Below are 17,925 nucleotides of genomic sequence, written 5' to 3' on the forward strand. Positions count from 1 at the left end.
CCATCATGGCCAGTTATTATAGCAACGATTTTCGTCCCGGTCTTAAAATCATGTTCGAGGGCGAGCCTTATTCAGTTGAGTCCAGCGAGTTCGTAAAACCCGGCAAAGGCCAGGCTTTCGCGCGTGTTAAAATGCGCCGCCTGCTGACCGGCGGACGCGTTGAAAAGACCTTCAAATCAACAGATTCTCTGGAAGGCGCAGACGTTAACGACCTGAACCTGACTTACCTGTACAACGACGGTGAGTTCTGGCACTTCATGAATAACGAGACTTACGAACAGCTGCAAGCCGATGCTAAAGCCATTGGCGAAAATGCTAAGTGGTTGATTGACCAAGCTGAATGTATTGTAACTCTGTGGAATGGCCAGCCTATCGCTGTCACCCCACCAAACTTTGTTGAACTCGAAATTGTTGACACTGACCCAGGTCTGAAAGGTGATACTGCCGGTACCGGTGGTAAGCCTGCAACTCTGAGCACCGGTGCAGTGGTCAAAGTGCCACTATTCGTACAGGTTGGCGAAGTCATCAAAGTTGATACCCGCTCTGGCGAATACGTTTCTCGCGTTAAGTAAGCTACAGCCGTTAAGCTGTGATAAAACTGCGTTGAGAACAAAAGAAAACCGCTTAATCGGCGGTTTTCTGCTATCTGGGTTTGACCCATTGATAAAAGTTATTTAAGTCAGAAAAAGTGCAATATTGTTTTTTTGACTATCCTTATAGGGTGAATATACTCACGCGCCATAAGGAATTTTTATCATGTTGAAGAAAAGCATCGCTATTATTTTCTCATTATTAGTTATCTCTTCATTGAGCGCCTGCAATACCACCAAAGGTGTCGGTAAAGATGTTCAAAGCGCGGGTAGTGCTATTGAACGCAGTGCTGAATAAATAGCTATACCCGTCATACTTCAAGCTGCATGTGCGTTGGCTGCGTTCAATCACCCGAATCACTTACAATACAGTAAGCTCATCGGGACTCTCTCACTTGCCGCCTTCCTGCAATTCGAATTATTTAGGGTATATAGGCATTGTTATCGGCGGCCATTGCCGCCGGATTTCTTTGGCAGGGTAAGAGATTGCTGCTTATTATTTAGCATGCTAACCTATCATTCTTATCTATCTGCTGTCTGGGACGACCTAGCACGCATCTATTTTTCTGGGGACGACCCCGCCTGAGTGAAGGGGTTTACCATGGCTTGGATTATTTTGGCTATTGCAGGTTTATTGGAAGTGATTTGGGCTATCGGCCTGAAATACTCCCATGGTTTTACGCGGCTGACACCCAGTATTATCACTTTGATCGCGATGGCCGCCAGTGTTTTCTTATTGGCTTATGCTATGAAAACCTTACCGGCGGGCACGGCTTACGCGGTTTGGACTGGTATTGGTGCGGTGGGGACGGCCATTTTAGGTATTATGCTGCTTGGCGAATCGGCCAGTTTGGCGCGAGTATTCAGTTTGGGGCTGATTTTAGCGGGAATAATTGGGTTGAAATTAGCGTCATAAATGACAAGGGGGGCTTCCCCCCTTAGTCGATTATAGAGTTCAATATCATTGCCCGGCGATAACTTTCCCCTGTTTCACCCAGATCAATTGTTCCACCGGGAAACCATAATTCTTCGCGATGGCAATCAGGCGATCGCGAGTTTGGTTATCAATCGTCGGTGTGCGCGATAAAATCCACAGATATTCGCGGCTAGGGCCAGCAATCAAAGCATGTTGGTATTCATCATCCAAATCAATGATGTTATAGCCGCCATAGAATGGGCCAAAGAAAGAGACTTTCAATGAAGCTTGCTGCGGCGAGCCAATGAAATAGGCTTTACCGACACTTTCCTGCCATTGCTGTTTCTTCTCGTTATAACCCCGATTAATGACTTTTACGCCACCATCATCGCGGAGTGAGTAATTGGCCGTGACTCGGTCTAACCCGCGTTCAAAGGAATGGTCCAGCCGGGCAATTTCATACCAAGTGCCGAGATAGCGGGGTAATTGGAAATTATCGACGACTTTCACGTCTTTTGGCGGCGTTACGCTACAAGCGACCGAAAGTAATGTTGCTGCTATTACGGATAATTTTGACCACAGACGCATCTGTATTCCTTAGTATTTCAATTATTAGTCTGTGACTGAGAATAGCTATCATCTATGAAAGAGGCAAATGGATGAATCCGAGTTATTGGCAAAATGGGTATTGGCGGGATGGGCTGTTGGCGGTATAGCAAAAAAACGGCCCGGCATAAGCACGGGCCGCTGAAATAGCTTGGGCAATTACAGTGTCAAAACACCGATGATAGCAACCACAGTCAAAATGGCAGCCAGACCATAGAAAACCCATTTCCCAGCAGGGATGTGGATTTTCAAATCATGCATGGCGTGGTGGATACGGTGTAAACCACACCACAGTGGCAGAATAATCATCAGCAGAAGGAATACCCGGCCAATGAAGCTCTGACAAAATGCCAGCACCCGCTCATAGCTCAATGCTTCACCGGGGAAAGCACCCAGAGGCAGCAAAATAGCGACCAACAGAATAACAGCCGGTGCAATGATGGCACTCCACATGCCGCCCGCACCGAACAGACCCCAGAAGATAGGTTCATCGGAGCGCTTAGGGACTTGATTCATCTTGTTCTCCTCCGGGTTAGAGTAAGGCAACGGCCAGAATAATCGCGGTAGCCACGATAGTCACAACCCACAGCGCCTTGATAACTGGCTCTGGACCCATTTTTTCGTCTTTAATAATAATATTGGCGGCTTTCGGTGCCAGTTCAAACCAGGTTTTGGTATGTAACACGGCGGCCAATAACGTAATGATATTGATTAATAACACTAGCGGATTTTGCAAGAATCCGACGAAACCTTCCCACCCAGCCGGGCCGCTTTTCAGTGCGAACACTCCGTAAATCAGTAGGATACTGAACCACACTGTGGGCACGGAGGTGCCTTCACGCAACATATAAAAACGATAGAAACCGAGCTGTTGCCACCAGTTCGGGGCCATGGTACGGACGTAAGCTTTACGTTTAGTAGTCATTACTGTTTCCCCTCCCTTATTGTGGTTTCAGCATGGCGATCATGAAGTCTTTCGCACTCTCAACCTTGCCTTGCTGGATAGCTGCGGCAGGGTCTACGTGTTTTGGACAAACTTCAGAACAGTAGCCGACGAAAGTACAACTCCAGACACCATTTTTGCCGTTAAGCTGCGGCATACGCTCTTTCTTACCGTGGTCACGGTTATCCAGATTGTAACGATGGGCCAGAGTGATGGCTGCTGGGCCAATAAACTCAGGATTTAAACCAAACTGTGGGCAAGCGGCATAGCACAGGCCACAGTTAATGCAGCCAGAGAACTGGTGGTATTTCGCCATCTGAGCCGGAGTCTGCTTATTCGGGCCGTCTTTTGGTTTGCGCTCATTACCAATAATATAAGGTTTGATAGCTTCCAAACTCTCAATAAAGTGAGTCATATCAACCACTAAATCGCGCTCGATAGGGAAGTTACCCAGTGCCTCGACTTTCATCCCGCCGGTATATTCGCGCAGGAAAGTCTTACAGGCGAGTTTTGGCACTTTGTTGACCATCATGCCGCACGAACCGCAAATCGCCATCCGGCAAGACCAGCGATAAGACAGGTCAGGTGCCAAATTATCTTTGATATAACCCAGTGCATCCAGCAGAGAAGTCTGCTCATCGTAAGGCACTTCAAAGGTTTCGAAGTGAGGTTCGCTATCACGTTCTGGGTTATAGCGCATGACTTCCATTTTCAGGAGTTTCATATCAGTCATTCGCCTGCTCCTTATCCTTTAAATCTTTCGCATCTTTGGCGTCTTTAGCATCTTGCGCGGTGGCTTCACCACCATAAACGCGTTTTGCTGGTGCCAGTTTGGTGATTTTTACGTCGCTGAGTTCAAGGCGTGGTGCGCCGTTTGGATTATGGAAAGCGAGTGTGTGCTTGAGGAAATTAACATCATCACGCTCGGTGCAACCTTCATCCAAGCGCTGGTGCGCGCCGCGGGACTCTCTACGGTTCAGTGCTGAGTGAGCCATACATTCGGCCACATCCAAACCATAACCCAGCTCAATGGTGTAGAGCAGGTCAGTATTGAAAACACTGGAGTTGTCGGTGATTTTCACACGTTTGAAGCGCTCTTTCAGCTCTGCCAGTTTATCCACGGTTTTCTGCATCAGTTCCGGTGTGCGGTAAATGCCGCAGCCTTCTTCCATTGACAGACCCATCTCATCGCGAATTTTAGACCAGTTTTCAGTCCCTTCCTGCTTCATCAAGTTGCTCAGGCGGGTTTCCACATCACGGGCCTGGGCATCCAGCGCACTGCCGTTAGCCGGGCCGGTTTCCATGGCGCGCAAAGCGGCTTGTTCACCAGCAAGACGGCCAAAGACCACCAGTTCTGCCAATGAGTTAGAACCCAGACGGTTTGCACCGTGCAGACCAACAGAAGAACATTCACCGACGGCGAACAGCCCTTTGATTCGGGTTTCACACTGCTGGTTGGTTTCAATGCCGCCCATGGTGTAATGCGCGGTTGGGCGCACTGGGATTGGCTCTTTAACCGGATCGACACCGACATAAGCTTTTGCCAGTTCACAAATGAATGGCAAGCGCTCAAGTAGTTTTTTCTCGCCAAGGTGGCGCAAGTCCAGATAGACAACATCACCACGCGGAGTCGCGATAGTGCGGCCAGCACGCCATTCATGCCAGAAAGCTTGCGAAACTTTATCGCGCGGGCCTAATTCCATGTATTTGTTCTTTGGCTCGCCGAGCGGGGTTTCTGGCCCCATGCCGTAATCCTGCAAATAACGGTAGCCGTCTTTATTGACCAGAATACCGCCTTCACCACGGCAACCTTCCGTCATCAAGATGCCAGAACCCGGTAGGCCGGTTGGGTGATATTGCACAAACTCCATGTCACGCAGTGGAACGCCGTGGTGGAATGCCATTCCCATACCATCACCGGTAACAATACCGCCGTTGGTGTTATAACGATAAACACGACCTGCGCCGCCGGTAGCCATGATTACAGCATTGGCACGGATTTGCACTCGCGTGCCTTCCATCATATTCATGGCAACAACACCGCGAGCTTGGCCATCATCGACCAGAATATCTAGCACGAAATGCTCATCAAAACGTTGAATTTGCGGATATTTTAATGAGGTTTGGAACAGGGTATGCAGCATGTGGAAGCCGGTTTTATCCGCAGCAAACCACGTACGTTCAATTTTCATCCCGCCAAAGCGGCGAACGTTAACAGAGCCGTCGGGTTTACGGCTCCATGGGCAGCCCCAAATTTCCAACTGTGCCATTTCTTCCGGGCAGCTATGGACAAAGTGATCCACAACATCCTGTTCGCATAACCAGTCACCACCGGCAACGGTATCGTGGAAATGATAGTCAAAGGTATCGTGGTCCTGTGTGACAGCAGCTGATCCCCCTTCGGCAGCCACAGTGTGGCTACGCATTGGGTATACTTTCGAGATCAGAGCAATCTTCAGCTGAGGGTTGGCTTCCGCTGCGGCTATTGCTGCACGTAAACCAGCGCCCCCGGCCCCGATAATGGCAAGATCGGCGTTAAAGGTTTGCACTGCGCTTCTCCATTGTTCAAATGTTCAAGTGAAAAATATATAAAGTGAATCACTACTCTTAATGGTTTTTAATATTATTACCTGGCTAACTTATTAACTGTTAACCAGCATGATGCTATTAAGAATAGCTATTTCTTACTTTTTGCATGGGAATAATTATACCCAATGCTAAGTGGTAGAAATTTGATGTGATCGATTGTTTTGTTTTATTTGAACCGCCTCAAGGGCATTACTAACAAAAACGTGATCCCAAACAGGATATGCTGGGCAAAAGTCTTTTTTGCAGAGTGAAATGCTGAATCCGAGCCGGAAATCGGCGTCGTGAGTGACAGATTTGTCTGAGTGAGTAGATGCGAGTAGACTGCATCCCCTGTTTGATTTCGGAGTTAACCACCATGAGCGAAACGGCAAGCTGGCAGCCGAGTGCACCCATCGCCAATTTGTTGAAGCGCGCAGCAATAATGGCAGAGATCCGGCGTTTCTTTACCGATCGCGGCGTATTAGAAGTTGAAACGCCCACCATGAGCCAAGCGACAGTGACGGACATTCATTTGGTCCCATTCGAAACCCGGTTTGTTGGCCCGGGCGCTGCCGAGGGTTTGACGCTGTACATGATGACCAGCCCGGAATATCACATGAAGCGCCTGCTAGCGGCGGGCAGCGGTTCTATCTATCAAATGGGGCGCAGCTTTCGCAATGAAGAAGCTGGCCGTCATCACAATCCTGAATTCACTATGCTGGAATGGTATCGCCCGCATTATGATATGTACCGCTTAATGAATGAGGTCGATGACCTGTTGCAGCAAATTTTGGATTGCAACAGTGCAGAAACCTTGTCTTATCAACAAGCATTCTTGCGCCATTTGGATATTGATCCCTTGTCGGCGGACAAAGCGCAATTACGCGAAGCGGCGGCAAAACTGGATTTAAGCAATATTGCCGATAGCGAAGAAGATCGCGACACGCTGCTGCAATTGTTATTCACCGTCGGGGTTGAACCTCATATTGGCCGCGAAAAACCGGCTTTTGTTTATCATTTTCCCGCCTCTCAAGCATCCCTCGCCGTGATCAGCACTGAAGATCATCGTGTAGCAGAACGTTTTGAGGTTTACTTTAAAGGTATGGAACTGGCGAATGGCTTCCATGAGCTGACTGACGGTGATGAACAACTAAAACGGTTTGAGCAAGATAATCGCAGCCGTGAAAAACGTGGTTTGCCACAGCATCCCATTGATATGAATTTGATTGCTGCCCTGAAGCACGGCTTGCCGGATTGTTCTGGTGTAGCGCTAGGAGTCGATCGTCTGGTGATGTTGGCGTTGGGCGCAGAAAGATTGAGTGATGTTATTGCCTTCCCAGTCAATATCGCTTAATTCCTCTTCGTCCTTGGCGCCGCAGCGGTGTTCGCTGCACTCGCTCACCCGAATCACTTACTACAGTAAGCTCATCGGGATGCGCTTACTTGCTGCCTTGCTGCAACACCAATGACTTTGAGGAATGCGAGTGTTCTTGGCGCCGCAGCGGTGTTCGCTGCACTCGCTCACCCGAATCACTTACTACAGTAAGCTCATCGGGATGCGCTTACTTGCTGCCTTGCTGCAACACCAATGACTTTGAGGAATGCGAGTGTTCCTGGCGCCGCAGCGGTGCTAAAAGAAATGCCCTGACCTGTGAAGGTTCAGGGCATTTTTGTTTCTTACTCACTGATCTTACAAGCTGCCCGGTGTGCGGCTGCGATTCGACGAAACCACGCGCCCACGGCCCAAAGTTTCCAGACGGGCCTGGAAAGGTGGGAATGGCAGAGTAATACCGTGCTCGCGGTAACCGGCCAGAATCAACTGATGAATCTCATGACGCAGCGGCATACGGTGGCCCATTTCGGCGGCGTAAATACGCAGCTCGAAAATTTGGATCCCTTGCTGGAGATCGACCAAATAGACCTCGGGTGGCGGGTTATCCAAGACCAAGGTACAGCGGCGCGCCGCGGTCAGTAATACTTCCGTCACTTCTTCGCTACTGGTTTCTGCTGGGGCCGGTACCGTCAAGACCACACGGGTAATGGAATCCGACAGCGACCAGTTAATAAATTGCTCAGTAATAAAGGCCTTATTCGGCACGATAATTTCTTTACGATCCCAATCTGAGATGGTCGTGGCGCGAGTATTAATTTTGGTGACGCTACCGGTGAGATCACGGATGGTCACGGTATCGCCGATGCGGATCGGTTTTTCAAACAAGATGATCAAGCCGGAGACGAAGTTGGCGAAAATCTCCTGCAAACCAAAGCCTAGCCCCAAACCCAGAGCAGCAACCAGCCATTGGAATTTCGCCCATTCGATCCCTAGCATAGAAAAACCGACCAACCCCCCAATCAGGATCAACAGATATTTGGTAATCGTGGAGATGGCATAGCCGGTTCCGGGGGTCAGATCCAAATGCTGTAACAGTGCCAGCTCCAGCAGGGCTGGGAAATTACGCACCAGTTGGGTTGTCACGATCATCACCAGAATAGCGATCAGCAGTGATCCCATGGTGATCGCCTGTACTGACTCAATACCGTTTATCGTCGATGACGAGTCCCACAAGCGAATATTTTCCAGGAAACCAAAAGCTGAATGAATCTCAGACCACAGCACTATCACAGAAACTAACGCGATCATGGTCAGAATGGATCGCACCAGTCGCAGAGACTGCGCGCTGATCACATCCAGATCAATCACCGGTTCTTCAACATCAATGGAACCTTCCGTGCTGTTATTGTGCGGTATTGTATCGTCTTCGCCACGGGCACGTTGCGCCAGAATATCAGCACGGCGCTGTTTGGCGCGATCAAAGGCAATGCGGCGGCGCTGAATCAGCATCCAGCGGCGGATAATATGATAAACCACCAACAAGAAGAACCAGATAGCGACCGAGGTTTCCAGACGGGCTAACAATGCTTGTGACGTGGTGAGATAACCCAGAGCAGATGCCAATGCTGCCATCAATGGTGCAGACAGCAAAAGCCCCCACAGCGCGGTGTTAACAATATTATCGCCAGAACCTTTTTTATCCAGATAGAGTGGAATACCCGCCCGCTTCAAGCTGTTGGTGACCAAACTTAAGGCAATACACAGCAAAATAAAGCACAGCCGGCCCAGTGTGCCAGCGAATTCGCGGTCGTTATAATTCTCGAATGTAATCAGCGCCATCATCAGTGGGATAATCAACCACACTGACATGCGATAGAAGCGCATTGCCCGGCCCACTTGGGTTGGTGACCAGCGGAAGTGGGTAATAAACAGGCCATGTGGATGGGCAAATGAGGCGCTTATCATAAATACCCACAGCACCGGCACGGTCGCGGTGACAGCATTACCAATGGCGATAGCCATCGGATATGACCAGGCATTTTGCAAACCATATCCGACCGCCGCCCATAAGACAGGCAACGGCAGCGCCATTAGAATGGACCAGAATACGGTGCGCAACGTCAGGGAGAAATGGTCTTGTGTAACCTTGCCAACACGGCTGCTGGCGCGCTCCAGGAAAGCATGATAATGGCGGCGAGAACTGATACTGAAACCGACAAACAGTAGCGCGCCAATAATTGGCAGCAATGTTTCTTGGCTAGTCATCATCATGACAAAGGCTTGGCTGAGCTGCGAAAGGGTGTCGAGTGACAGCAAGCGGGTGAGGTCATGGGCGACGTTAAGCGGATAAGAGAGTGATATCGGGCTAACATCCGCCACCCAAAACAGGTAGCGGTGGGTCGCTTCGCGAACTTCACTTAAGGCATCCACTAACTGACTGTTGGCCACTTTCAGCTTGGTCAGCTCAAGAATCTGAGTGTCATAACCGGATAACAGAGAATTCAGTAATTCGCGCTGCGTGCGCCACTGAGCATCGAGAATTCGCTGTTGCTCAGTGGTCAGTGGCGTGCCATCGTCTTGTGTTAATTTGACATTTTGCTGCTGTAACTTCTCCAGCATGTCTTCATATTGCAGACGTTGAACTCGCAATTGGGCCATATCGCGATCCAATTGCTGATTTTTGGGCACATCGGGCAACCTCGCCACTTGTGCTCGCAATGCTTCACCCAATGCGGTTGAAACCCCCAACCATTGAGCTTGCTCACGGATAGTGCTAAGTGCCTGACGAACCTGCTGAGTTTGTGTGACAGCCTGGCGTTGCTGCGAGGAAATCAGGTCAATGCGCTGCACTTGCTGATTTAGCGCTTGAGACAAATCGCGGTTTATTTGCAACTGTTGGGTAATAGATTCAGGTAAATCACCGCCTTGTTCGGCCAGTAATTCTGTGCGCTCGAGCGCTTGTTCTGCGGCTTGTTGGCGCTGACTATTCAGGTTGTTACGCAAGCTCTGGAGTTGAGCATCGACCCGCTCCTGACGCTTTTTGTATAGCTCGGCCCGTAGCCGGGAAAGCTCTTGGCGATTATTGGCGGAGAGTTGGGAAAGCTCCAGCTCATTGGCTTTCGCTTTGCGGGCCACGGCTTCAGCTTGTAATAATGCCAACTGCGCTTGTGCTACTGGGGTGGTGGGGCTACTTTGCGCCTGAAGTCGCGTGCTGATTTCTGCCAGAATGCGCCGGGCTTCTGATTGCTGTTGCGGCAGCTGATTCAGTGACTCACTGATTTCCCGTGCGCGATCTTGCTCCTGCTGTGACAGGCGGCTTAACTCTAATAATTGGCTGCTGACTTGCAGCACTTGCTGTTCCAGTTCGGACGTGGACAGATTATTAGGGACTGGCAGGGGTTTATCCCCTTCCTGCGCCAATTGTTGGCGTAACTCACGGGTGAGCTTAGGAAAGTCATCAATGGCTTTTTGATACTGCTGGGCGCGGATATCAGATTCTTTGGCATCCGCTAACCAACTAAGAGCCCCTTGCAGCGCCTGAACAATTTCTGCCTGATTTACCATCCCTTTATTGGCTTCAGCCTGTTTCAGCTCTTGTCTGAGCTGATCTTCATTCGGCTGAGTTGCCGCATGAAGCGGCAGGGACAACAACATGACTAATGACAGTAAAATGGCTGAAAACCATGAAATTATTAGGCGCACGTAAGGGTTCCTTAACATCAATGTCTTGTCAGCCGAGAGCTAGCACGGCGGGGTCGCGGGGATAGCTTCGGCTAATACTTCACCCATGCGGGTAACCGAACCGCTGTTTAACTGTGGCGCTAAATGTACTTTGCCCTCAGCAAACAAGTTAATCACCGTCGAGCCCAACTTAAAGCGGCCCATTTCTTGCCCTTTCTCCAGCGTGACAGCACCTTCAGCCCCAGCCTGTGGGTAAGTCCAGCGGCGAATCACACCTTCCCGTGGTGGGGTAATAGTGCCCGCCCAGACGGTTTCTATGCTGCCCACGATAGTGGCACCCACCAGAATTTGTGCCATCGGGCCAAAGGCGGTGTCAAAGATACAAATGACGCGCTCGTTACGGGCGAACAGGTTAGGAACATTCGCTGCGGTCAATGGATTGACCGAGAATAAATCACCCGGAACATAAATCATTTCACGCAACACACCATCACATGGCATATGCACGCGGTGATAATCGCGCGGAGCCAGATAAGTGGTGACGAACTGCCCATTCTGGAACTCAGCAGCCAGCATATAGTTACCTGCCAACAAAGCTTCCACACTGTAGTCGTGGCCTTTTGCCTGCAAGATTTGCCCATCATGAATGGTGCCTAACTGACTGATAGCGCCATCAGCGGGTTGAACTAATAGATTTTCTTCAACCACAACGGGGCGCGCACCGGCACGGAGCGGGCGCACAAAGAATTCGTTAAATGTGCGATAAGCAGAGAATTCAGGTGCTTGTGCTTCTTTCATATCAACTTTGTAATAGCGAGCAAACGCCTTGATAACCAGTTGCGTCAACCAGCCACCTTGTTTATCTGCGCCCCAGCCCGCCAAACGGGTCAGACCAAGCTTAGGAAGTAAATATTGTAATCTGATTTTGAGACTATCCAGCACGTAGACCTCTTGGGTAAGCTGTTTGTGATAAATTGTATCGAATAGAAAGCTGCGACTAAAACATCATTTTTCGCCACTATTTCTCATCACTATCTGATGTCTTGCGCGGCTTCGCCTGCTCCATACTTTCCAGAATGCGATGATAATTATCAAAGCGCTCCTCGGCAATTTTACCTTGCTCTACCGCTTCGCGCAGCGCACAGCCGGGATCGGTGGTGTGGCTACAATCGCGGAACTTGCAATGACCAAGATAATCACGGAATTCGACAAAACCTTGCGTAATTTGTTCCGGAGCTAGATGCCACAGACCGAATTCACGTACCCCCGGTGAATCAATCACATCACCACCATGCTGGAAGTGATATAAACGAGCGGCGGTGGTGGTGTGCTGGCCCAGCCCTGAGTTGCCGGACACGGTATTGACCAAAATTTCATTATCTGTTGGCGGCAACAAGGCATTCAATAGGCTGGATTTACCCACCCCTGACTGACCGGCAAAGATACTTATCCGCCCAGCTAGCGCCTGTTCAAAGGCTTCCATCCCTTCACGGGTTTGGCTGGAAACTTCTAATACGTTGTAGCCAATACGGCGATAGATATCCATCATGCCATCAACGAATTTACGGCCATCGGCGTCCAGTAAATCGATTTTATTCAGTACGATTAACGGCTCGACATCTAATGTTTCACAGGCCACCAGATAGCGGTCGATGATATTGAGCGAAAGTTCGGGCAAAATCGCCGAAACGATCACAATCTGATTAATATTCGCGGCGATCGGCTTCACACCGTCATACAAATCAGGGCGCGTTAGAACGGATGTCCGCTCATGAACGGCTTCGACAATACCTTTAACTCGCACACCTTCCTGCGCTTGCAGGCCGGGACGCCAAACCACACGGTCACCCGTCACCAGTGACTTGATGGTACGGCGGATATTACAACGATGCTGAACACCATCGGCAGCTTCGACATCAGCATGCTGACCGAAGCGACTGATTACGATACCTTCTTGCGCATCGCCAAGCTGAGAGTCATCTAACTCAGGTTTTCTATCAGTGCGTAGCCGGCGCTGATGGTTAGCCTGTACACGGCGTTGCTGACCTTTCGACAGTTTATTCTTACTCACTGTGCCTCACTTGAATCTGCATTAATACCCTTAGTATTTGAAGCCGCAGGGGTGTTCGCTACGTTCACTCATCCGAATCACTTACTTGAGTAAGCTCATCGGAACTCGTTCGCTTGCTGCCTGCCTGCAACTCCAATTTCTTTGGGTATATCGCTGGTTGCGACCAAAAGGGCTATGATACACATTATTTTATCAATTAACCGTTTGTTCGGTAGTCTCACCCGCTAACAGGCAGGAAAAATCATGGCAGAAAATCAAAATAATCTAATCTGGATCGATCTAGAAATGACCGGTCTTGATCCGCAGCGGGATCGGATCATCGAGATAGCCACTCTGGTTACCGATGCTAACCTGAATATCCTGGCGGAAGGCCCGGTGTTGGCCGTCCACCAGTCTGATGAGCAGCTTGGGCTAATGGATGAGTGGAATGTGCGCACGCATACCGGCAGTGGCTTGGTTCAGCGCGTTAAAGACAGCCCCTTTAGTGATAGCGATGCTGAGTTGCAAACAATTGAATTTCTAAAGCAGTGGGTTCCGGCAGGCGTTTCCCCTATTTGCGGTAACAGCGTGGGTCAAGACCGGCGCTTCCTGTTCCGCTATATGCCAGAGCTTGAAGCTTACTTCCATTACCGTTATCTGGATGTCAGCACCTTAAAAGAACTGGCCCGCCGCTGGAAACCCGAGATTCTGGCGGGTTTTAAAAAGAAAAATACTCATCAGGCACTGGATGATATCCGCGAGTCAGTGGCCGAGCTTGCTTATTATCGCGAACATTTTATTCAATCTTAATCCCTTTCGGCCTTGAAGCTGTGGGGGTGTTAGCTGCGCGCACTTACCCGAATCACTTACTGATGTAAGCTCATCGGGATGCGTTTGCTGGCTGCCTACCCACAACTCCAATGACTTTGGGGAACCTTTCGGCCTTGAAGCTGTGGGGGTGTTAGCTGCGCGCACTTACCCGAATCACTTACTGATGTAAGCTCAGCGGGATGCGTTTGCTGGCTGCCTACCCACAACTCCAATGACTTTGGGGAACCTTTCGGCCTTGAAGCTGTGGGGGTGTTAGCTGGTAGCCTGGCCTCAAATTTCAATAACTTTGGGTTTATGCTTTGCATGGTGCTGGTAAAAACATCATATTGCTGTTTTAATCGGCACTTAAACCGAAAAATGATTTTTTTGCTTTCAGGGGCTTGCGGCAAAACGGATTTCTCGTATAATGCGCACCCCGTACCGATGAAGAATTCGCGAGCTTGCGCAAACAGATTCAGTACTGGAAAGTGTGACACAGAGCGGGAATAGCTCAGTTGGTAGAGCACGACCTTGCCAAGGTCGGGGTCGCGAGTTCGAGTCTCGTTTCCCGCTCCAATTTCTTGAATCATAAGAAGTTGGTCATAAAAAATTATCAGTAATAGAAAAGTATAAAAGTAATGTGCTGTTTTTCTTTATAGTGCATGACAGCGACGCGGGAATAGCTCAGTTGGTAGAGCACGACCTTGCCAAGGTCGGGGTCGCGAGTTCGAGTCTCGTTTCCCGCTCCAAATTTTATTTTTTTAGTGCTGGTCATTTCAGGTAGTCAAATGCTGTTTTAACGGCATCTCAATGCGGGAATAGCTCAGTTGGTAGAGCACGACCTTGCCAAGGTCGGGGTCGCGAGTTCGAGTCTCGTTTCCCGCTCCAAAATGTTTCATTCAATTTTATCTTAATTATCCACAGCCCAATCATACGCTGCGCCCCATTGCACATACATTGTATTAAATTCTTCAACAGAGTTATCCACAGATTCTGCTGTTTTTATATTCAGTTCATAAATCAACCGCTTTAATTTCCTGTTTTATAAATATTTGATTTGTTTGCATATATATTTATGTGAAAACGTTATGCTGATCACTTGTACTTTTTTTTACACTTGATTGACAAGGTGTTTTTATTTTTATACACAGGAAAAGTCTGGGTTTATTCATAATAAAAATAGTTAAAAAAACTCTGCTCAAGATTAGGCAATATTAGGTAACCGCGGTATCAGGCATCTCGTGGCAGGCCTTTTTCAATCGCTCTCACCAGCCGTTTTTTCTGCGGTGACTGAACATCCCCAATCAGTGTAGACCGTCTTTTTAATTGTTGTGAAATTGCCCACTCAATATGTTCATCTAACATCGGATTAATGCCGCGGCGTGCTTCCAGTGCCAATACAACATTGTCGAGATAGGGCGCATTGCCCAATGCCACAGAGATATTACGCAACCAGCGCAGGTGCCCAATTCGCCGAATGGCGGAGCCTTCGGTTATCCGTAAAAATTTCTCTTCATTCCAGCTAAATAAATCCAGCAACTGTGGAGTGTGCAGCACTGCGCGAGGGCTGAAATCTTCTTCGTCAGTTAATTGGGAGAAGCGGTTCCACGGGCAGATAAGCTGGCAATCATCACAACCATAAATACGATTGCCCATCAGGGGACGAAACTCTTCCGGTATCGCGCCCTCCAACTCAATAGTTAGATAGGAAATGCAGCGGCGAGCATCAACAGTATAGGGCGCGACGATAGCCCCAGTCGGGCAGGTGGTCATGCAAGCAACGCAGCGCCCGCATTGTTCTTCTTGCGGTTTATCGACTGGCAGCGGCAGGTCAATGAGCAACTCACCCAGGAAGAACCAGGATCCGGCCTCACGATTTAAAATTAGTGAGTGCTTACCAACCCAGCCAATACCCGCTTTAGCCGCCAGGGAACGCTCCATTATTGGCGCAGAATCGACGAACGGGCGGAAGTTGACATCACCGGCCGCCTGCTCCAGACAATAATTTTGAATCATGTCACCCAATTTTTTCAGGCGTTGGCGTAACAATTTATGATAATCACGGCCTAAGGCATAACGGCTGATATAGCCGAGTTCTGAATTCTTTAATGTGCTGGCAAATGCGGCCTTGGCAGGCAGGTAATTCATTCGCACGCTGATCACCCGAAAAGTGCCAGGCAATAATTCATGCGCGCGCGCGCGCAGCATACCGTGGCGGGCCATCCAGGCCATTTCGCCATGATATTGTTTATCAAGCCAGGCCTGTAACCGCGGTTCTTCGGCTGACAAATCTGTATCGCAGATACCGACTTGCTGGAAACCTAGCGATTGCCCCCATTGCTTGATATGTTGGGCTAATTGATTCAGATCGAGGGGGTGTGCCATGACGGACCATAGTAAGAAACAAATCGGTATTAGTTTACCACACTCTGTTTTTTCTGCGGACTGGGTGCGCCAGAATGAGGCGGTTGCCGCGGCACACTTCTCCCTGAGCTTATTTGACCTGATGGTGAGAGCAGGAAATGCCGCATTTGAACTGGCGCGAAAGCAATACCCCGCTGCGCGCCACTGGCTGATTTTATGCGGCCACGGTAATAATGGTGGCGATGGCTACATTGTTGCCAGCCGGGCATTGGCCGCGGGTCTGAATGTGACACTGATTGCTTGCCCTGGCAATCGGCCCCTGCCCGCAGAAGCCCATCAGGCACAATCTCAATGGCTGGCAGCGGGCGGCGTGATTAATCAACCTGATATCTTATGGCCACAACATATCGATTTAATTATTGATGGTTTGCTAGGTATTGGCCTGCGAGCCGCGCCGCAAGGTGTTTATGCTACGTTGATTGACACGGCAAACCGCCACCGTGCAGCAAAAATCGCCTTGGATATCCCGTCAGGGCTGAGTGCTGATAGCGGCGCGGCTCCCGGCTCCGTCATTCGCGCGGATCACACTCTGACGTTTGTCACCCTAAAGCCCGGTTTGCTCACTGGGCAAGCCCGTGATTGGGTCGGGCATTTACACTGTAATGATTTAGGATTGACACCCTGGCTGGCTGCTCAACCCGTCCAAATTGAGCGCCTGACCGCCGGTAATTTGCCACAATGGTTGAAACCGCGTCGCCCTTGCGCCCATAAAGGTGAACATGGGCGGTTATTGCTGGTGGGGGGCGATAAAGGGTTTGGCGGCGCGATACGCATGGCGGGAGAAGCTGCCCTGCGTAGCGGTGCTGGGCTGGTGCGAGTGCTTACTCACATTGAGCATGTGGCCCCGATTTTGGCCGCTCGTCCAGAGCTAATGGTGCAGGAGTTAACCCCTGAAACCCTGGCGCAAAGTATGAGTTGGGCTGATGTATTGGTGGTCGGCCCGGGGTTAGGGCAATCTGATTGGGGCCGAAATGCTCTGAATTTATTGCAACAAAGTGATAAACCAGCATTATGGGACGCTGATGCACTCAACTTGCTGGCATTAAATCCGCTGAAGCGTCAGAATCGGGTATTAACTCCCCATCCTGGCGAAGCTGCCCGCCTGCTCGGTTGCCGCGTTGCTGATATTGAGAGTGACCGCTTACTTTCTGCCCGTAACATCGTTAAACAATATGGTGGTGTGGTGGTCTTGAAAGGGGCTGGTACTCTTATTGCCAGTGAACAGGGCGAGATGGCGATTGCTGATGTCGGTAATGCGGGTATGGCCTCCGGCGGTATGGGGGATATTCTGTCCGGCATTATTGGGAGTTTGATAGCACAAAAGCTGGTGCTGTATGATGCCGCCTGTGCAGGTTGTGTTGTGCATGGCGTTGCCGCAGACAAACTGGCTGAAGTTCAAGGCACCCGGGGTTTACTGGCCACAGATTTGCTGTCAGTTATTCCGAAGTACGTTAATCCTGAGTTAGCAAAATAGATATCACAGAATGAAAGAACTCGTTTTACCTCTGCCTGATGAGGCAGCGACTGTTGCATTAGGGGGCACGTTGGCTCATGCCTTCGAGGGTGCCAGCGTTATTTATTTGTTCGGTGACTTAGGTGCCGGAAAAACAACTTTTAGCCGTGGCTTTCTTCAGGCCCTTGGCCATTCAGGGCATGTTAAAAGCCCGACTTATACCTTGGTTGAACCTTATGCGCTAGCCCCAAGGCCGGTTTACCATTTTGACCTATATCGTCTGGCTGACCCCGAGGAGCTGGAGTTTATGGGCATTCGTGATTACTTTGATAAGCAAGCAATTTGCCTGGTGGAATGGCCACAACAAGGGGCTGGGTTCTTACCACAAGCGGATGTTGAGCTGCATTTGGCTTATCAGGCCGAGGGGCGCGAAGCCCGCCTGGTGGCCCTTTCTGATGCCGGCGCGGATGTATTGCGCCGTTTAGCTGCTGTGCAAGGACGATTTAATAATGATGCATAGCTCTACGCGACTAATAAATAGCTTTACGCGA

16 protein-coding genes and 3 tRNA genes are annotated in these 17,925 nt (G+C 49.8%); 10 read left to right on the plus strand and 9 right to left on the minus strand.

What is annotated here, in order from left to right; genetic code table 11:
- Positions 1 to 5 precede the first annotated feature (5 nt).
- The 3 genes from efp to sugE all read left to right on the plus strand — a co-directional run bounded on the left by efp (position 6) and on the right by sugE (position 1,506).
- Positions 6 to 572 carry an elongation factor P gene (efp, locus tag OP863_RS02000; RefSeq protein WP_145588138.1) on the plus strand — a complete coding sequence of 189 codons (567 nt, stop codon included), beginning with the start codon at positions 6 to 8 and terminating at the stop codon, positions 570 to 572.
- 184 nt (positions 573 to 756) lie between these two features.
- Positions 757 to 888: an entericidin A/B family lipoprotein gene (locus OP863_RS02005; protein ID WP_004392446.1), complete on the plus strand. Its 132-nt coding sequence runs from the start codon at positions 757 to 759 to the stop codon at positions 886 to 888.
- A 303-nt stretch (positions 889 to 1,191) separates the two neighbouring features.
- Positions 1,192 to 1,506 carry a quaternary ammonium compound efflux SMR transporter SugE gene (gene sugE / locus OP863_RS02010; RefSeq protein ID WP_265525836.1) on the plus strand — a complete coding sequence of 105 codons (315 nt, stop codon included), beginning with the start codon at positions 1,192 to 1,194 and terminating at the stop codon, positions 1,504 to 1,506.
- A gap of 45 nt (positions 1,507 to 1,551) precedes the next feature.
- On the opposite strand, the gene blc is transcribed toward sugE, so the two are convergent.
- The 5 genes from blc to frdA form a co-directional block, all read right to left on the minus strand.
- Positions 1,552 to 2,094: an outer membrane lipoprotein Blc gene (gene blc / locus OP863_RS02015; RefSeq protein ID WP_145588140.1), complete on the minus strand. Its 543-nt coding sequence runs from the start codon at positions 2,092 to 2,094 to the stop codon at positions 1,552 to 1,554.
- Between the two features lie 177 nt (positions 2,095 to 2,271).
- Positions 2,272 to 2,628 carry a fumarate reductase subunit FrdD gene (gene frdD, locus OP863_RS02020; RefSeq protein WP_004392449.1) on the minus strand — a complete coding sequence of 119 codons (357 nt, stop codon included), beginning with the start codon at positions 2,626 to 2,628 and terminating at the stop codon, positions 2,272 to 2,274.
- Between the two features lie 16 nt (positions 2,629 to 2,644).
- Positions 2,645 to 3,037 carry a fumarate reductase subunit FrdC gene (gene frdC, locus OP863_RS02025; RefSeq protein ID WP_032820814.1) on the minus strand — a complete coding sequence of 131 codons (393 nt, stop codon included), beginning with the start codon at positions 3,035 to 3,037 and terminating at the stop codon, positions 2,645 to 2,647.
- A gap of 16 nt (positions 3,038 to 3,053) precedes the next feature.
- The gene (locus tag OP863_RS02030) at positions 3,054 to 3,788 is read right to left on the minus strand and encodes a succinate dehydrogenase/fumarate reductase iron-sulfur subunit (RefSeq protein WP_005156463.1); all 735 of its coding nucleotides are present in this window, start codon (positions 3,786 to 3,788) and stop codon (positions 3,054 to 3,056) included.
- Positions 3,781 to 5,604: a fumarate reductase (quinol) flavoprotein subunit gene (gene frdA, locus OP863_RS02035; RefSeq protein ID WP_038636966.1), complete on the minus strand. Its 1,824-nt coding sequence runs from the start codon at positions 5,602 to 5,604 to the stop codon at positions 3,781 to 3,783. Before frdA ends, OP863_RS02030 begins: the two co-directional genes overlap by 8 nt.
- A 395-nt stretch (positions 5,605 to 5,999) precedes the next feature.
- Between frdA and epmA the strand changes: the two genes are divergently transcribed.
- On the plus strand, positions 6,000 to 6,977 hold the full coding sequence (epmA, locus tag OP863_RS02040; protein ID WP_038636964.1) for an elongation factor P--(R)-beta-lysine ligase: 978 nt from the start codon (positions 6,000 to 6,002) through the stop codon (positions 6,975 to 6,977).
- A gap of 336 nt (positions 6,978 to 7,313) precedes the next feature.
- On the opposite strand, the gene mscM is transcribed toward epmA, so the two are convergent.
- The 3 genes from mscM to rsgA all read right to left on the minus strand — a co-directional run bounded on the left by mscM (position 7,314) and on the right by rsgA (position 12,708).
- A complete protein-coding gene (gene mscM / locus OP863_RS02045) occupies positions 7,314 to 10,658 on the minus strand; it encodes a miniconductance mechanosensitive channel MscM (protein ID WP_038636962.1) in 3,345 nt (1,114 codons plus the stop codon).
- 39 nt (positions 10,659 to 10,697) lie between these two features.
- Positions 10,698 to 11,579, minus strand: a complete 882-nt coding sequence (gene asd / locus OP863_RS02050) for an archaetidylserine decarboxylase (protein WP_038636959.1) — start codon at positions 11,577 to 11,579, stop codon at positions 10,698 to 10,700.
- A 76-nt stretch (positions 11,580 to 11,655) separates the two neighbouring features.
- Complete coding sequence (gene rsgA, locus OP863_RS02055) at positions 11,656 to 12,708, minus strand: small ribosomal subunit biogenesis GTPase RsgA (protein WP_038636955.1); 1,053 nt, start codon at positions 12,706 to 12,708, stop codon at positions 11,656 to 11,658.
- 243 nt (positions 12,709 to 12,951) lie between these two features.
- Between rsgA and orn the strand changes: the two genes are divergently transcribed.
- The 4 genes from orn (at position 12,952) to OP863_RS02075 (ending at position 14,385) form a co-directional block, all read left to right on the plus strand.
- On the plus strand, positions 12,952 to 13,497 hold the full coding sequence (gene orn / locus OP863_RS02060) for an oligoribonuclease (RefSeq protein ID WP_038636953.1): 546 nt from the start codon (positions 12,952 to 12,954) through the stop codon (positions 13,495 to 13,497).
- Positions 13,498 to 13,997: 500 nt separating this feature from the next.
- Positions 13,998 to 14,073 (plus strand) — tRNA-Gly (locus tag OP863_RS02065).
- 97 nt (positions 14,074 to 14,170) lie between these two features.
- Positions 14,171 to 14,246, plus strand: a tRNA-Gly gene (locus OP863_RS02070).
- 63 nt (positions 14,247 to 14,309) lie between these two features.
- Positions 14,310 to 14,385 (plus strand) — tRNA-Gly (locus tag OP863_RS02075).
- A 342-nt stretch (positions 14,386 to 14,727) separates the two neighbouring features.
- On the opposite strand, the gene queG is transcribed toward OP863_RS02075, so the two are convergent.
- Positions 14,728 to 15,882, minus strand: coding sequence for a tRNA epoxyqueuosine(34) reductase QueG (queG, locus tag OP863_RS02080; RefSeq protein WP_265525837.1), 1,155 nt, complete (start codon positions 15,880 to 15,882; stop codon positions 14,728 to 14,730).
- Here queG and nnr point away from each other — a divergent pair.
- Positions 15,881 to 17,395: a bifunctional ADP-dependent NAD(P)H-hydrate dehydratase/NAD(P)H-hydrate epimerase gene (gene nnr / locus OP863_RS02085; RefSeq protein ID WP_265525838.1), complete on the plus strand. Its 1,515-nt coding sequence runs from the start codon at positions 15,881 to 15,883 to the stop codon at positions 17,393 to 17,395. The two genes, queG and nnr, sit on opposite strands and share 2 nt — an antisense overlap.
- Positions 17,396 to 17,405: 10 nt before the next feature.
- Positions 17,406 to 17,894: a tRNA (adenosine(37)-N6)-threonylcarbamoyltransferase complex ATPase subunit type 1 TsaE gene (gene tsaE / locus OP863_RS02090; RefSeq protein ID WP_145591763.1), complete on the plus strand. Its 489-nt coding sequence runs from the start codon at positions 17,406 to 17,408 to the stop codon at positions 17,892 to 17,894.
- The last annotated feature ends 31 nt before the right edge of the window (positions 17,895 to 17,925 follow it).

Origin of the sequence: Yersinia sp. SCPM-O-B-9106 (C-191), assembly GCF_026183365.1 — a bacterium.
Lineage (GTDB): Bacteria > Pseudomonadota > Gammaproteobacteria > Enterobacterales > Enterobacteriaceae > Yersinia > Yersinia rochesterensis.

Coding starts and splice junctions, on each gene's coding strand:
- frdC (WP_032820814.1), bottom strand. CDS start 3,037: ATGACTACTAAACGTAAAGCTTACGTCCGTACCATGGCCCCGAACTGG.
- tsaE (WP_145591763.1), top strand. CDS start 17,406: ATGAAAGAACTCGTTTTACCTCTGCCTGATGAGGCAGCGACTGTTGCA.
- sugE (WP_265525836.1), top strand. CDS start 1,192: ATGGCTTGGATTATTTTGGCTATTGCAGGTTTATTGGAAGTGATTTGG.
- nnr (WP_265525838.1), top strand. CDS start 15,881: ATGACGGACCATAGTAAGAAACAAATCGGTATTAGTTTACCACACTCT.
- efp (WP_145588138.1), top strand. CDS start 6: ATGGCCAGTTATTATAGCAACGATTTTCGTCCCGGTCTTAAAATCATG.
- blc (WP_145588140.1), bottom strand. CDS start 2,094: ATGCGTCTGTGGTCAAAATTATCCGTAATAGCAGCAACATTACTTTCG.
- epmA (WP_038636964.1), top strand. CDS start 6,000: ATGAGCGAAACGGCAAGCTGGCAGCCGAGTGCACCCATCGCCAATTTG.
- queG (WP_265525837.1), bottom strand. CDS start 15,882: ATGGCACACCCCCTCGATCTGAATCAATTAGCCCAACATATCAAGCAA.
- OP863_RS02005 (WP_004392446.1), top strand. CDS start 757: ATGTTGAAGAAAAGCATCGCTATTATTTTCTCATTATTAGTTATCTCT.
- orn (WP_038636953.1), top strand. CDS start 12,952: ATGGCAGAAAATCAAAATAATCTAATCTGGATCGATCTAGAAATGACC.
- OP863_RS02030 (WP_005156463.1), bottom strand. CDS start 3,788: ATGACTGATATGAAACTCCTGAAAATGGAAGTCATGCGCTATAACCCA.
- frdD (WP_004392449.1), bottom strand. CDS start 2,628: ATGAATCAAGTCCCTAAGCGCTCCGATGAACCTATCTTCTGGGGTCTG.